Origin of the sequence: Pseudorhodoferax sp. Leaf267 (assembly GCF_001422405.1) — a bacterium.
GTDB lineage: Bacteria > Pseudomonadota > Gammaproteobacteria > Burkholderiales > Burkholderiaceae_C > Pseudorhodoferax.
This window is the reverse complement of record NZ_LMMV01000015.1, coordinates 1-13,696: the sequence shown is the minus strand read 5'-3', so window position 1 is coordinate 13,696 and position 13,696 is coordinate 1. Positions and strand designations below refer to the sequence as shown.

The 13,696-nt window shown below is 58.5% G+C and carries 12 protein-coding genes and 1 pseudogene; 7 read left to right on the top strand and 6 right to left on the bottom strand.

The features are described 5' to 3' along the window. Nucleotides 1-130: pseudogene (locus ASF43_RS30790) on the top strand (IS5/IS1182 family transposase); the annotation flags it as partial. Nucleotides 131-583: 453 nt separating this feature from the next. Here ASF43_RS30790 and ASF43_RS30785 read toward each other — a convergent pair. The 3 genes from ASF43_RS30785 to ASF43_RS30780 form a co-directional block, all read right to left on the bottom strand. Then, nucleotides 584-883 (bottom strand): hypothetical protein, encoded by a 300-nt coding sequence (locus ASF43_RS30785; RefSeq protein WP_156373368.1) that lies wholly within the window; start codon nucleotides 881-883, stop codon nucleotides 584-586. A 478-nt stretch (nucleotides 884-1,361) separates the two neighbouring features. Next, nucleotides 1,362-1,838 carry a hypothetical protein gene (locus ASF43_RS29905; RefSeq protein ID WP_082497923.1) on the bottom strand — a complete coding sequence of 159 codons (477 nt, stop codon included), beginning with the start codon at nucleotides 1,836-1,838 and terminating at the stop codon, nucleotides 1,362-1,364. A gap of 756 nt (nucleotides 1,839-2,594) precedes the next feature. After that, a complete protein-coding gene (locus tag ASF43_RS30780) occupies nucleotides 2,595-2,873 on the bottom strand; it encodes a hypothetical protein (protein ID WP_156373367.1) in 279 nt (92 codons plus the stop codon). Nucleotides 2,874-3,207: 334 nt separating this feature from the next. Here ASF43_RS30780 and ASF43_RS16950 point away from each other — a divergent pair, with 334 nt between their 5' ends. The 6 genes from ASF43_RS16950 (at nucleotide 3,208) to ASF43_RS16940 (ending at nucleotide 10,245) form a co-directional block, all read left to right on the top strand. After that, on the top strand, nucleotides 3,208-3,405 hold the full coding sequence (locus tag ASF43_RS16950) for a hypothetical protein (RefSeq protein WP_056183575.1): 198 nt from the start codon (nucleotides 3,208-3,210) through the stop codon (nucleotides 3,403-3,405). 174 nt (nucleotides 3,406-3,579) lie between these two features. Further along, nucleotides 3,580-4,578, top strand: coding sequence for an SGNH/GDSL hydrolase family protein (locus ASF43_RS16945; RefSeq protein WP_162241820.1), 999 nt, complete (start codon nucleotides 3,580-3,582; stop codon nucleotides 4,576-4,578). 288 nt (nucleotides 4,579-4,866) lie between these two features. Beyond that, on the top strand, nucleotides 4,867-5,433 hold the full coding sequence (locus ASF43_RS29900) for a GAF domain-containing protein (protein ID WP_235578281.1): 567 nt from the start codon (nucleotides 4,867-4,869) through the stop codon (nucleotides 5,431-5,433). Between the two features lie 553 nt (nucleotides 5,434-5,986). Beyond that, nucleotides 5,987-6,283, top strand: coding sequence for a hypothetical protein (locus tag ASF43_RS30775; protein ID WP_156373366.1), 297 nt, complete (start codon nucleotides 5,987-5,989; stop codon nucleotides 6,281-6,283). Continuing rightward, a complete protein-coding gene (locus ASF43_RS30770) occupies nucleotides 6,280-6,522 on the top strand; it encodes a hypothetical protein (protein WP_156373365.1) in 243 nt (80 codons plus the stop codon). Before ASF43_RS30775 ends, ASF43_RS30770 begins: the two co-directional genes overlap by 4 nt. A 1,035-nt stretch (nucleotides 6,523-7,557) precedes the next feature. Beyond that, nucleotides 7,558-10,245, top strand: coding sequence for a PAS domain-containing protein (locus ASF43_RS16940; RefSeq protein WP_082497922.1), 2,688 nt, complete (start codon nucleotides 7,558-7,560; stop codon nucleotides 10,243-10,245). Nucleotides 10,246-10,908: 663 nt separating this feature from the next. Here ASF43_RS16940 and ASF43_RS30765 read toward each other — a convergent pair. The 3 genes from ASF43_RS30765 to ASF43_RS30755 form a co-directional block, all read right to left on the bottom strand. Further along, the gene (locus tag ASF43_RS30765; protein ID WP_156373364.1) at nucleotides 10,909-11,520 is read right to left on the bottom strand and encodes a hypothetical protein; all 612 of its coding nucleotides are present in this window, start codon (nucleotides 11,518-11,520) and stop codon (nucleotides 10,909-10,911) included. Nucleotides 11,521-11,915: 395 nt separating this feature from the next. Beyond that, nucleotides 11,916-12,527: a hypothetical protein gene (locus tag ASF43_RS30760; protein WP_156373363.1), complete on the bottom strand. Its 612-nt coding sequence runs from the start codon at nucleotides 12,525-12,527 to the stop codon at nucleotides 11,916-11,918. Further along, a complete protein-coding gene (locus ASF43_RS30755) occupies nucleotides 12,491-13,120 on the bottom strand; it encodes a hypothetical protein (protein ID WP_156373362.1) in 630 nt (209 codons plus the stop codon). The genes ASF43_RS30760 and ASF43_RS30755 overlap by 37 nt, the downstream gene beginning before the upstream one ends. Between the last annotated feature and the right edge of the window lie 576 nt (nucleotides 13,121-13,696).

The window sequence follows — 13,696 nt, the reverse complement described above, 5'->3', positions numbered from 1 at the left end:
CGGTCAGATCCGGCAAGTGATGGTGCGCGGGCTCAAGAAGGTCGGCCAGATGTTCGTGCTGAACATGGCCGCCTACAACCTTGTGCGCATGCGCTCGCTAGGGCAGGTGCGTCTGCAAGGTGCCCGATGAGGGGAAAAGGCGCGCCAMACGGCGCTGGCGTGACCCGAATCGCGCTCTGAATGCGTAATTGAGCCGTCAGCGCCGAACGCCCTGCTGAATCCGCACTCTCACCGAGGTGAGRCGAGCTGCGGCGTCGGGTATTTCAGCAGCCTGTCAGACAGCTGGCCGACTGGGCTGCTGCTCGCGTGGACTTCGCTGATTTCGTCAGGGTGCTGATCAGACTTCAACTTACCGCAGAGGCCACAACAAAGCTTTCTCAAAGACCGAACGAAAGACACGAGCTACCGGTATTGTTGTGCGTTAGCGCCTGCAATTGTTAACGGCAAAATTCTCTAGGCCCGGCGCAGCAATACGCTCTTCTCGTGCAGCGCTGCAATAACTTCTCTCTGGCAAAAGATCATGGCCAAATGCGGGTCATGCCTATTATTTTCGTAGCAGTCCCGAACTTAATTTGTAGCAACGCTATGCATGCAATTTCTCATTCCCCACCTTTGAGCGGACGTTGCCCAAATCTTCATTTCGTGCCATGTACTCCTGCAACCTTGTGACCGCCGGCACCGCATGAGAATGAACATCAAGTACCGACAGCAGCCGGGAGACATCGCCGGTATCCAGACGACCCGATACATAGAATCGGCCAAGGGTGTGGACTGCGTGCAGGGCTCGTGCCTTAACTGACAACTCCACATTCGCGTTTTCAAATTGCCACACAATCTCTGCCACCAGACGCAAAAACGACCCAGTATCGTCGCATTGTTCCATCTTGCCAGAAGTCTTAATGCTTCCGATAGTCCGCACTGTTAGTGAAGGCTCGCCCGTAGGGTAGAAGGTCGGCCGACTGGACGAGGGTCGTATTCAACGTTTCTCAGCAGAGCGTAGCGGTACAGCTTGGAATTGCATTCAAAAACTATGACCGCGGAATGATCTATATACTTGGGCGCGTCATAGCTTTGGTAACTAAGGAATGAACCTGGTCGTCCAAAGTTCGAGCGCGAATTAGCATGACGAATGGCGACACCTAAAGGCCAGCCCAGTCCCTCGAAAGATCGCCAGTTTGCCTGTGATGGTCGCATGAACTGCGGGACTCCGTCACGCTCAGCGGGCAAAGTTGGGCCTCGCTTTGGCGACGTTACGGCGGTGAAGCTCAACGTTGGTCAAGCCGGGTCGTTCGCCCGCGCATCATCTTCTTTAAAGCGGTTATCTGTCGATGGGCAGCGGCCGCGAGGCCGCTGCCACGAGCTTACTTGCCGTCCCGATCCGAATCGCCCGGGACCGCGCGCTCCACGGTATCGCTGACACGCTGCCATGCATCACGCGACGCGTGCTTCGCACGGTCCCAACCGAGGGTGGAAGAACCGCGAATGTTGGCCCAATCCCGGCCTAGGTCGCTTTCGACGTCATCGAAGCTCCGGCCCTCGTGCTTGTTGTATGAGTTCACCCCATAGGCGTAAGCCGGGCCAAAATCGTGGTAGGAGCCGCCTTCAACGTACGGACGGCCTTGGTAATTGTCGCGCCAATAGTTGTCGTGCTCGACTGGATCAGCCTTGGCCGCTCTGCCGCCCAGTGCGCCGGCGGCTGCGCCAACCACTGCGCCGATAGCTGCGCCAACGGGGCCCGTCATTCCGCCGACGGCTGCGCCTGCAGCAGCGCCTCCTGCAACGCCGCCCACAATGCCACCCGCTACGGCGCCGGTGGTTGTTTTACCTGTCTCGTTCATGCCAATCTCCTCGTTGTTGGTGAGAGTCCGAGCGTACGAACTCCAAGAGGCGTGTCACGTCGGTCATCCACCGCCTCGAAGGTCAGCCACCACCGCGCCCTGCTGATCCAGTGCGGGCAATCACGTGTGACTGCAAGCTTGGGGCTCCCACCGCTGAACGCAACGCCGCTCCGCCAAGATAAGTCCTCAGGTTCGCGACCTCACCTCGTTATCCCGTAAATCCTCAATGCTGGCGGCATGCTGGACACCGCCGTGAAGCCCTGGCTTTGTATTCCGCGGCCCAATAAGAGCTGCAGCAGCACGTGTAGTACGAGTACCGGTGCATGGCGTTCCTGATTGACCTGCTGCTCGGATCTGTCAGATCACCCGGCTTGGACACGGTGCGTGCGCTTGACGATCTTTGCTACATCAGTTCTGAGAAGGCCTCTGGACGGCATCCGCAGCATCGGCGCTCTCAGGCCGAAGCTGCGCCGCCGACGATCGCAGTTTGACCTCCAGGTTCATCTGCGCTCGATGAAGCCCATCGGCTACAGGTGGGCGCTCCAAGCGGTGGAGCACCCAGTACAGCAATGTGAACACAGCACCCCAAAACAAGATGCCCCGCCACCATGGCACTCTCTTCTTCGGCCTTCGATTCTGGCTGCGAGGGGTCCTAAGGCTTGGCATGCCTTCGTGCGCGCGTCGCAGCAGCGTGCGAATATGAACGGGCTGTGCGCGACCAAGTGCCGACCGACACATGGAATTGGTGCGAGCTAGTCATGAAATTGCGCGGGCTCTGCCGCTGTAGGGAATCAGCGGACGCACCGTGTCTAGCGATGGACTTTCTGCTGACGCCGCCTCGGCAACTTTTTCATGCAACCCGGCTTCGCGCGCCTCTATCCAATGAGATTCAGGCCCGTGCTGTGCGAGAGCGTGGACCAGTCTCGCCTTCAACATCCACAGGTTCATCGACGATGCTGCCATCCACTCCGAACAAAAATATTCTCCACGGACCTGGGGCAATTCTTTGTTCGACGCGATTCGGATTTGCTTCATTGCATGCAAGCCTAGCACTGGCTCAGCGCAATTTAATTGACTATTTCTCCCAGCAGTTGAAAAGCATTCAATCCGAGTCAACGATTGACGCTTCTGAGGAATAAGTCTCACCGCCCTCTGTCACATAGCGCAACCGTGCCGTGGGTCGAGGCGGTCCAACGTGCGGTTTGGCCGCGAAGATCACGGAATTCTTTACAAGGGCGACGCGATACAGCAGGCCAGCGGACATCAACTGGCGTTCGAGCCTTACGTCGACATGCCGGCATCACGAACATGGTCACACCGGGCTTCAGCGCATCAAGCGCAATGCCCCCCTGAAACACCCAAGGATCACATGACCCATCTTCTGATCGGCTACCAAGAGGCCGTCCGGCGCGCCGACGCAGTCAGCCAGCGTCTCGCAGACCTCTCACGTGCCGGCGCCCCCATGTCGCAAGAACTTCTCCTGGAGTTCGAACGTTTGGAGAGAGACGTCGTCGACAAGCGAGCCGCCTTGGACGCGAATGATTACGAGGCACATCGGCATCCCTAAGTGTGGGGCGTGATCGAGCTATGACTGGTTCACTGATATTTGTGATACGAATGCTTCCTAAAGTCTTTCGCGATTGACTGCAATGCAGTACAGCTACCGCGTAACAATGCGTATGAGTCCAATGCAAGTTCGTTTAGCCTGCCTATGATCTGCCCCTTTTTTCAGGGCATCAGCATGATCTCAAGCATCGTGAGTTTTGGTCGGCGCGCACTTGTGATGTGCAGCATTTTCTTTGCTGCGAGTTCATTTGCAGGGCAAGCAAGCTACCAGTCGATTTTTGTGTTTGGCGACAGTCTGTCGGACACAGGGAACGACCTGTTGGCCACCTCTTCCAAGGGGATCACCCCAGCCATCCCGCCATCGAAGTCGCCGCACGAAACCTACTGGCGTGGACGGTTCAGCAACGGCCCGGTGGCTGCCGAGTACCTGTGGGGCCTGATTGGTCACAAGGGCGCATCGGAGCTGATCCCGTCGCTCGCGTTGAGCAGCGTGCCGAAGCAGGCTGGCGTGAGTTTCGCGTTTGGGGGTTCGGCCTCTGGTGTGAGCACGGTGACGCCTTTGGGCTTCCCTGCGCCAGGCCTGCTCGGACAGGTCAACCTGTTTGCAGAAATGCTGGCGGGCAAAACGCCGATGGGCAACTCCTTGTTCGTCGTCTGGGCCGGCTCGAACGACTACCTGCAAAGTTTGACCGGCAGCCCCAACCCGGTCGTTGGCAACGTCGTGCAATCCATTCGCCAACTGCATGCTCTTGGCGCCAAGGACTTCCTGGTTCCCAACCTGCCTGACATGGGTCTGGCGCCGTTTGTCAAAGTGAAAGGTCTGAGCGGCCTATTCACGCAACTGACGATCGCCCACAACACTTTGCTTGCGACGTCCTTGGCTTCACTCCAGCGCGAATTGCCAGGTGCGCGAATCGTCTCAGTCGACGTTTACGCTACCGGCGCGAACCTCATGTCGTCGGGGCAGGTCGTCACGGACCTGCCGGCCGCAGAGCATCTGGCGCCGGGTAAAGGCGCGGCCGACTGTTTGTTCCGTAATCCGGCGACGTGCGTCGACGTGCCCATGCCAGCATTCTTGCCGCCGTTCCTGTTTTGGGACGTCCTGCATCCAACGACTCAGGTGCATGCCATCATTGGCACGGCGATGTACCGCGCACTTCTTGATCAAAAGTGAGCCGGAAGTCCTGGCTGCGAATGGCGGCTCAGTCGGCATGACCTCCTGGGTCACGAGGGTCTTTAAGCGATTCGTGTGAGCCGGAGCAACGGTGTTGCGCCATGCGCAGCCCATGCTTGTCACCTCAACATGGCTGGGTAGCATGAAATGGGCTGCCAATGCCTTCTTAACTTGCATCTGGCCTGCGACTGTTCAAGTTAGGCGGTGAGCATCCGAAATGATGCAAGAGCACGAAGGGTGCAGCAATGCGGGATCACCTTGGCAGCCCCCGTGACACAAGGAGAGAGCTTGGACGCAAATTCCCACCTGTCACCCGAAGAACGCGAGGCCAAGCGTTTAAAAGCGCTGATCAGCCTGGCCATTCTCGATACCACGGCAGAGCGTGCCTACGATGACGTTACGCGTATGGCATCGGTGGTGTGCGGCACGCCAATCGCATTGATCTCGATGGTCGACCGCAATCGTCAATGGTTCAAGGCTGCGGTTGGACTACGAGTGCGTGAGACACCGCGCGACTTGGCATTCTGCGCGCACGCCATCTTGAACCCTCATGAGCTGATGGTGGTGCGCGATGCACTGCAGGACCCGAGATTTGCTTCAAACGATCGTGTCACTGGCGATCCTGCCATTCGCTTTTACGCCGCAGCGCCTCTGCTGACCTCAAGCGGAGATGCGCTTGGCACCTTGTGCGTCATCGACCGGCGGCCCAGGATACTGTCAGAAACCCAGCTGGAGCATCTGGCCTTCCTTGCCCGGGAGGTCGTCTCAATGCTCGAAGCGCGCCCCGATGATGCTCAGAGATGGGTCCACGCTGACGGTGGTCAAGTGCTGCCGCATGACCGCGGGTCGGTGTGAACTGCTCGAATGTGTGAGTCAGGTTGATCTGCTGGGATCACTCGTGTACATGCTTCCCCAACCCACTTCGTGACAGATAACTCTCTCACAACGACGGATCCAAATGCTGCGCATGCTTGACCCGATTGCTCAGCACCGCAGCGCCTTGCACCGTTGGCTGTAGCGGACTGCCAAGTATCCATCAACAGGCTGAGGGCCGCTGACGCCTGCGTGGCGGCCAGAGTCTTGCTCTGTGCGGGCCGCACGAAGCCGCTTGAGCGCGGCATTCAGTCGATCGGGGAATTCAAGCTACCGCTCATCGCGCCGTGCAGCTCGGGCTAGCGCCACACCATGCACTCGGACAAATGCGCCAGCTCACCTAGCGTCTCACGTTGCGACTGTGCCCGTGCACGCCGTCGGGTCGCGCCGCAATGCGAGTCCAATGGCTGCTACTTCGTGACAAATGATGTCGGTGTGCAATTTCATAAGCCGTTGCGGCGTGACAAAGTTGCGCATCGAAACACGTTTTCACGACCAAACTGCGCGGTTGTTCAACAGGCTAAGAAGTCGGACCGTGATCGCAGCGAAAAAACTTGGGCCAAGCGACATCGACGAGCAGCACATGCGCCGCTACGTGTGCATAGATCCGAAGGCGATGCAACTTCATGGCCCGGCCGTGCTAGCAATCGAAATGCTCAGCGCCGACTACAACGCGCGATTTGAGACGCTGGCGCACCATCGCATCATGAAAGAGCCAAGGCGCTATCAAACCAGCCACGCCGGATTTTTGGTCGTGCGGCACGCAGGAACGCCTGGTGCGTACGAGACGTGGGTAGCGCGCCATGTGTTTGTGCGTCAGTACCGCGCATGAGCACGCCAGATTCCTTCACCGTCTTGCTCGCCGAACTGCAGTGGCAGGTGGACCGCGTTTCGATGGATGCCGGTATGAAATCTCGCATGGTCCATGCCTTGCATGCGCTTGCGAATCTTGCGGCTCACGACTGTTTGGATAGCCGTCACGGCTACCGGCTCGTTGCATCACTTATCGAATGCTCGGAAGCTGTGCCAGCAGTGGGCAAGTTGCTGCGGCATTTTCCGGCATCGCCCTGAACACGTCGCAATGCCGGAGCATCTAGCTGGGACCCTGGTGGATGTCCATCCATCAGCCATAGCCGGCGACGGACATCGCTAGCTGTGGCGTAGTGTTGCGTTTTCGCAGGCCTGATGCATGTGGCGCATTTTTCTGCAGTAGCGATCGGTTACTGCCGCCTCATCGGTGCGAGTGGGAGAAAGCGATTACAGCAAGTAATCCTTGCTTGCTAGTGGCAGCAATCGCATTAACAGCAGTCGTACATTCTCGCGGGGTGACGGACAGCAACGGGCGCAGAGCGGTCGACCGAATGGCTCGTGCAGAACGGCCGCAAGCAGTCTTGACCCGACGTTCGCCGCCGCGGGCGCAACGACAGCAACTGGCCGGGAGCAGATCTACATGTGCAGGCAACTTTGCGCCCGTTGCCGCCAATCCAACGAGCGACCTAATGACCAATCTGAATTCGTCATCAGACGTCGGGCGTAAAACTCTCGAGGTCTTTTTTAGATCGTCGCCGACCCGCAGCGCGGCGTTTCAAACTCAAGCTTCGGCTCTGCAATGATCGTCCGCGACAAGGCCATTCAGCGCTCGGTGGGTAAGCAGGCGAGACGTGTTGGACCAATGCGCAACGTGCGCGGATGTCGCCACGGCATGGGGCACATGGGCCAGCCGTGACTTGTTTGTATCTGGACGCCGTACCGGTGGGGTCCGCACTTCGTCAGCGTGGGTGAAGATTCACTGCTCGAAGTCGACGGTTGGGCGGTCGAGTGCTGCCGGTGCAACGTCAAGCACTTGACCTCTATCGCTTGCCTTGTCAGAACACGCACTTGGTCGGGAGGTCTTCCGCGCTTTCGATCCTTCGGAGCCCCTTCATGAGTTAAACGGGCGCCGATCGTGTCAGCAGGAGCGAGGGGTTGGGCCGCATCGCAGACGTTGGCACCGACGTCGGAACTAGGAGTTGGTGACTCTGAGCCCATTGTCTGCATGGCCAGCGGAATGGCCGCCACTTTTCGCGTGGTTCCCGTGACCGGCGCGGCGCTACATAAAATTCATCAATGGCTCAATCGTCCCCATCTGCACGTGCCTCTCGCCTCGACGCCGCGGTGCGCACGGCCGGTGTCGGCGTCTGGCTGAACCCGCTTCCGCTCGGCCAGTTGGTCTGGAACGACAACACCAAGGCCCATTTCCATCTTCCCCAAGACGCGCAGCCGACGATTGAGCTGTTCTTCGAGCGGCTGCATGCAGACGACCGCGAACGCGTGCGACAGTCGGTGCTGCGTGCGGTGGAGGACCGACGCCCGTTCGACGAGGTGTACCGCACGGTTGGCCCGCAAGGACAGCAGAAATGGATCCATGCGGTCGGGCGCGCAGTGTTTTCGGACGAGGGCGTGGCGACGCAGTTCGACGGCATCACCCTGGACATCACGGCGACCATCGCTGCGCAGCAGCTGCTACGGGAATTCTCGGACGCCGCGCCTGCCATGCTCTGGGTCACGGAGGTCGACGGACTGTGCAGCTTCCTGTCGCGCAGCTGGTGCCAGTTCACCGGCGTCCCCGAAGTCGCTGGCTTGGGCTTCGGTTGGCTGGAGACGGTGCACCCGGACGACCGGCTTGCAGCCCGGGAAGCATTCGCCCGAGCCACGGAACAGCAATGCTCATTCGCTCTGGAGCACCGCGTGCGCCGTCCGGACGGCAGATACAGCTGGGTGATGGACGCCGGCCAGCCCCGGCTGGGCCCGGATGGGGAGTTCCTGGGGTTCTCCGGCCTGGTCACCGACATCCATGAACGACGCGAGGTCGAGCAGGCCCTGCGACGTTCCAGCCAGCGCTACAGCCGGTTGCTGGAGTCGATCGATCAGGGCTTTTGCGTCGTCCAAATGCTGCTCAGCGCTGAGGGCACCCCGATCGACTACCGCTTCCTGGAATGCAACTCGGTGTTCGAACGGCAAACTGGGCTCGTTCAGCCGGTCGGGCACACAGCACGTGAGCTCGTGCCCGCGCTGGAGGACTTCTGGTTCCAGACGTACGGCAAAGTGGCCATCACGCGGGAGTCGGTGCGCTTCACGCACGGATCTGCTGCGATGGGGCGCTGGTTCGACGTGTTCGCCTCGCCGATCGGTGAGGCACAGGACCTGCAAGTGGCGATCCTGTTTCAGGACGTCAGCCAACGCGTCGAGCAGGAGCGACGGCTGCGCGAGAGCGAAGAGCGTTACCGCGGCTTCCTGGCCAGCACCAACGAGGGCATCTGGCGCATGGAATTTCAGCCACCGGTGGATTTGCGGCTACCGCCACCGGATCAGATCGCCGCGTTGTTCGCCAACGGAAGGTTGGCCGAATGTAATGCGGTGCTTGCGCGCATGTACGGATTGGCAGAGGCCGACGCTGCAGTGGGCCGCGGCCTGGGCTGGATGCTCGATGCGTCCGCGCCAGCGGTGCGTCACTACCTGGAGGAATTGATCGAGGCAGACTACAGCATGGGCGAAGGCGAATGGTCGGTGCTGGGCGTCGATGGACGGCCCGAGTGGTTTGCTTCGAGCTTCCTGGGCGTGGTCGAGGAGGGCTGCTTGGTGCGCGCCTGGGGCACGCGGCGCGACATCACCGCTCGCAAGCGTGCCGATGCGGCGCTGTTGGAAGCGGACCGCCGCAAAGACGAATTTCTGGCCACCCTGGCACACGAGCTGCGCAACCCGTTGGCGCCAATCCGCAGCGCCGCCGAATTGATCCACCGCGGCGGCAACGACGAAGCACGGCTGCTGCGGTATGCCGGCGTCATCGGTCGGCAGGTCACGCACCTGGCGCGCATGATCGACGACCTGATGGACGTGAGCCGCATCACGCGCGGCAAGCTGGAGCTGAGCTTGGCGCCGGTTATCCTGCAAGACGTGGTGCGTGGGGCCTGCGAAAGCACTCACGCCGCGCTGTCAGCCAATGCGCATGCGCTGACGGTGGACCTTCCCGACATCCCGATACGCATGCTCGGCGACGAGGTGCGACTGGTGCAGGTGTTCGCCAATTTGCTGACGAACGCAGCGCGCTATTCAGCCCGCGGAAAGCCCATCAAGATCTCGCTGCGCAGCGACGACGGTCAAGCGGTTGTGCGGGTGCGTGACGAGGGCATCGGGATTGCAACCGACCAGCTGGCGCGTGTGTTCGAACTGTTCTACCAAGGCGGCGCGGCGTCCGAACGTGGGCATGGCGGCCTGGGTATTGGCCTGTCGCTGGTCCAGCAGCTGACGGCTCTGCACCACGGGCAAGTCCAGGCGGTTAGCCCCGGGCTGGGCCAGGGCAGCGAGTTTGTGGTGCGGCTGCCGCTGGGTGTGTCGGGCGTCGCATCGGCAGTGCCTGGCGCTTCGGACCATGGGCGCCGCTCGGGGCGGCTGCTGATCGTTGACGATCACCGCGATGGCGCCGACACCCTGTCCGACGCAATGGGCAGCATGGGCTATGAGGTCATCACGGCCTACGACGGCGTGGAGGGCTTGGCGCAAGCCGAGGCAACGCGACCGGACATCGCGGTGCTGGACCTGGGCATGCCGCGCATGGACGGTTATGGACTGTGCCGCGCTCTACGTCAGCACGACTGGGGCCGGCGCATGACAGTGCTGGCGCTTTCAGGCTGGGGCCAGACGGCTGATCGCGAGCGCACGCGCGCGGCTGGCTTTGACATCCACCTGGTCAAGCCGATCGAACCGCAGGCCCTTGCGGAGGCGATTGAACGCGCACGTGCAGGTAGCGGGGAGTGAGCGGGCGCGACTTCCGCTTTGCGCCCATTGCTGCCCGTGGCCGATTTCGGAGCGAGCGACCGGTCTACCCTAGAACCTAACCTTGCCCAAAGCCGCCTAGCAATCCGGAGGCGGCGACAGCAGTCACTGGGGGGCGGCCATCATCACCAGGTCAGAAAGTCGAGGGTGAACAGCTGCATCTGAATATCGCATACTCGAACTGCCGTCCGAGGACGTGTGAAAACCCGCGTCTTGACTGGTCGCTCGTAGAGTCGACGTCCCAGATCGGTCCAAAGATCAACGATCGGCATCGCAGGAGGGGTTCGATGACCCCGGAATTTGCGCTTCGACCGAGTTTTCACACGGGCTTGACCCATAAGGGCCGGTGGCCAATTCTCAAGGAATGACCGGCCAACCCGTGCCCTTGCAGTTCGCTCACCGCCAAGAAGTTCAGCGACTGAGACGGTGAACGTATTGATTGTGACTCCGTCAACGGGACCCGTTCCTATCTCAGATAAGGCGCCGTGCGTTGGCTGATTACTGAAGCACAGACCGCCTCAAGCAGCGTTCGCGCAGGCCCGGGGAACTTGATGTAATACGCGCAAAACGTGAACAGCCAGACTCCGCCTGTCGACAGAAAGCGGGTGCGAGCGCTGACTCGCTGCCGCTTCCATATAGGGCTCATTAAAAAGTTTCTAGTTCCCCGTCCCGAACCTTTTTAACCCAATTCATCGCGGCTGTTGCCCGGTCAATCTGCCATGACTCGTAAATCAGAGAAACTGCCTCTCCTTTTCCACCAGATTTCTTGAGAGACTCACATACCTTTTCAGCATACCGGCGCCCGAAATGCCTATTCATGCTTTTGATCATACCTGCCTCTAACACTATCGATCCCACTGACAGGAATCGCGAGGGAAGATCGGACGAGTTGCTTGAAAAACATGCATCGACGAAGGCGTCCACTGCTGGACGGCTCGCCCTCAGCACATCAAGCTGCTTCATGGCGGCTAGGTAGGCTGCGTCATTTCGAGGGGAAATCCTTGAGGCTTCTACAGCTAAGGACATAGAGTCTCTCGTGAATCCATCCCTAAATTCCCTGACAACGGCCAAGCCATATATTTGAACGCCGTAATCTACAAGGCCCTCAATCAGCGCTATGCGCCTAAATATGTGGTCATTAGATCCGCCTGGGAGCACCAGGATTCTTCGATATACTTCGAGCGCCTTATCATAGTCCGCGCGTGCCTCGTTCTTGTGAGCGGCCAGAATCAACTGGTTCCTAAAATCACTCTTCATTTGGAGAAATACATAACCATATCGGGCCCGTGCGTATTCATGCATAAATCCAACCATCAGCAACGTGGAGCAGAGGATTCCAATGATAGTTATCAGTGCGCAAGCTTGAGCAGCGCGGTCCGTGGAGCGCGTACTGCAGCTTCTCAAAACTCGTCGAAAAATGGTTGGTGTGCGACCTAATGTGCGCGCACTTATTACGTCGGATTCAATTAGAACTACCAAAAAGCATATGGCGAGAGCAATAATGAGTTCGGGAAAGAACTTCTGTGCTACAAACAAGTGAAAAGAATAGTCAGATTCAAAGAATTTCTCAGGAGACAGCGCGCTAGCCATACCCAGTATTGTTGACATAACGGCCGTGGCCCCGACGGCAACCAAGCGCAATTTTCTACCAGTCATTGCGCCCCCGACTTAGAGCGCGTTTTGCCTTCGAACCTTGTGTTTTCCTCAGATAGAAGCTCAGTTGCAAGTCTTCTATAGCTTAGTATGTTTAGTCCAATATACTTGTCACCGACAAGCTTCGCTCTCTCTTCCATCCGAATATCGAAATCTGCCAAATCCGTTCGCGAAATTGGCGTCTCCGTCTTATCCACCCGCGCCATGGCTTCCCGAAAATCTATGCGAGCAATCTGCAGGTGTGCCAAGTCTCGGAGCTTTGGCACCATCTGCGATTTTTCAATCACTTCCGCATAGCCTTGGCGAGCGCGGACATGCTGCGCTTTTTTATACGCGTACGCAGCAGTCCAGTATTTTTGTAGGGCATTCATCGACTGCGGAAACTGAGTGACTCTCATTTTTCCCTCGTCCGCTTCATCAAAACCGCCCTTCGCAATAACTCGAAGGACTTCAATCTGCTCTTTGAAGCCGTACAGTAAGCTTGGTTCGCTCAGCAGCGCATCGCACAATAGAATATAGTTAATATTTCGTCTATTCGACAAGTCCGAGATGTCACTGTCCACTGCCTTCATTTTTAAACGGTCTGCTGCTTGAGCAGCGAGCAGAGACATCGCGCTAATTGACCCTGTTCCAGCAAAGAAGGGATTGGTCGCAAGAAATAATACTCCAGATACCAGAGGAGTTCGTGCAGCGGGAAGTTAACCTTGCCCTCTGAGGATTGACCGTCGACATCCAAGTTCATTTCCGATTCGGCAATGACGATTCGGAGTGCTTTATGCTCCGCCTCAAAGTTCTTAAATAGTTGTTCTTGTCTCAAGAAATCAAACAGGTTCTGATAGCGCGACGCAAGGCGCTCGTTGAAGACGCCTCGCTCATCCAAAAGAGCAATTCCCTCAGAAGGGGATTTTTCGCGAGTAGGCGTTTTAGCGAGTTGGCGTGCGGTGTAAGGGAATCCAAGCCTGAGTGGGTCAGCAAGTTGCCTGTCAAATACAATATCGAACGGCGGAAACTTAAATTCGGGATGGGAAATGCTCTCTCGGTTCTCGCGGGCTTCAAGAAGCGTGTTAACCGCGGAGTTTCGGAGTAGAACAGCGCACAGGCAAATTAGTGCCATGATCGCCAATAAAAGCGCAGTCGTACGAATAAGCGCCAAATTATCTTTGAGCGAACTCGGAGGGAAGTCGAGCGGTTTTTCGCTATTCATTTTTGGCCTCCATAAACGCCGCCAGCTAGGCACTACATCGAGCCGCACATGACTACCGGTTCGTGGCATTCTGCCGCAAACCTCTCGCTGTCGCATCCCAAGTTTTGTCGATAAGGAGTAGCTCAGAAGCAACGCTGCGCCATACTGGATTGGCTACTGATGGTTGCCTCTGCCGGGAAGCCTGTAATCGCAATGCGAGGAACGACAGCTTTAGAGACGTTGTCAACATGCTGGAATGCAGAGCAAGGTCGGTCGTACTTTGGAACCGGTCATTGGCAACACAATTTCGTTCTGTACGAGTGACTGAAAGTGGCCGGGAGCGGGTCCACGCGGTCGACAGCAGCGCGCCCATCGGCGACATACGTCAACCCTGATCTCGCCGCCGTGAAGCTGCCGGTCGAGCGCGAATATTGCCATCTTAAAGAGGCCCGCTGGAGAGGGCACACGTCGGCGGGCCGCCCTTAGCAGGCTGCTGAACTACCGAGGTCCCTGCCGCGTGTCCTGATCCGCAAGCGGTAGCGCGCAGGACAATGCGGCATGCGCGGATCCGACACCTTCACCGAAAGCCTGTTCAGC

Coding starts and splice junctions, on each gene's coding strand:
- ASF43_RS30765 (WP_156373364.1), bottom strand. CDS start 11,520: ATGAAGAGTGATTTTAGGAACCAGTTGATTCTGGCCGCTCACAAGAAC.
- ASF43_RS30780 (WP_156373367.1), bottom strand. CDS start 2,873: ATGAAGCAAATCCGAATCGCGTCGAACAAAGAATTGCCCCAGGTCCGT.
- ASF43_RS16940 (WP_082497922.1), top strand. CDS start 7,558: ATGGCTCAATCGTCCCCATCTGCACGTGCCTCTCGCCTCGACGCCGCG.
- ASF43_RS30760 (WP_156373363.1), bottom strand. CDS start 12,527: ATGTCTCTGCTCGCTGCTCAAGCAGCAGACCGTTTAAAAATGAAGGCA.
- ASF43_RS29905 (WP_082497923.1), bottom strand. CDS start 1,838: ATGAACGAGACAGGTAAAACAACCACCGGCGCCGTAGCGGGTGGCATT.
- ASF43_RS30785 (WP_156373368.1), bottom strand. CDS start 883: ATGGAACAATGCGACGATACTGGGTCGTTTTTGCGTCTGGTGGCAGAG.
- ASF43_RS16945 (WP_162241820.1), top strand. CDS start 3,580: ATGATCTCAAGCATCGTGAGTTTTGGTCGGCGCGCACTTGTGATGTGC.
- ASF43_RS16950 (WP_056183575.1), top strand. CDS start 3,208: ATGACCCATCTTCTGATCGGCTACCAAGAGGCCGTCCGGCGCGCCGAC.
- ASF43_RS30755 (WP_156373362.1), bottom strand. CDS start 13,120: ATGAATAGCGAAAAACCGCTCGACTTCCCTCCGAGTTCGCTCAAAGAT.
- ASF43_RS30770 (WP_156373365.1), top strand. CDS start 6,280: ATGAGCACGCCAGATTCCTTCACCGTCTTGCTCGCCGAACTGCAGTGG.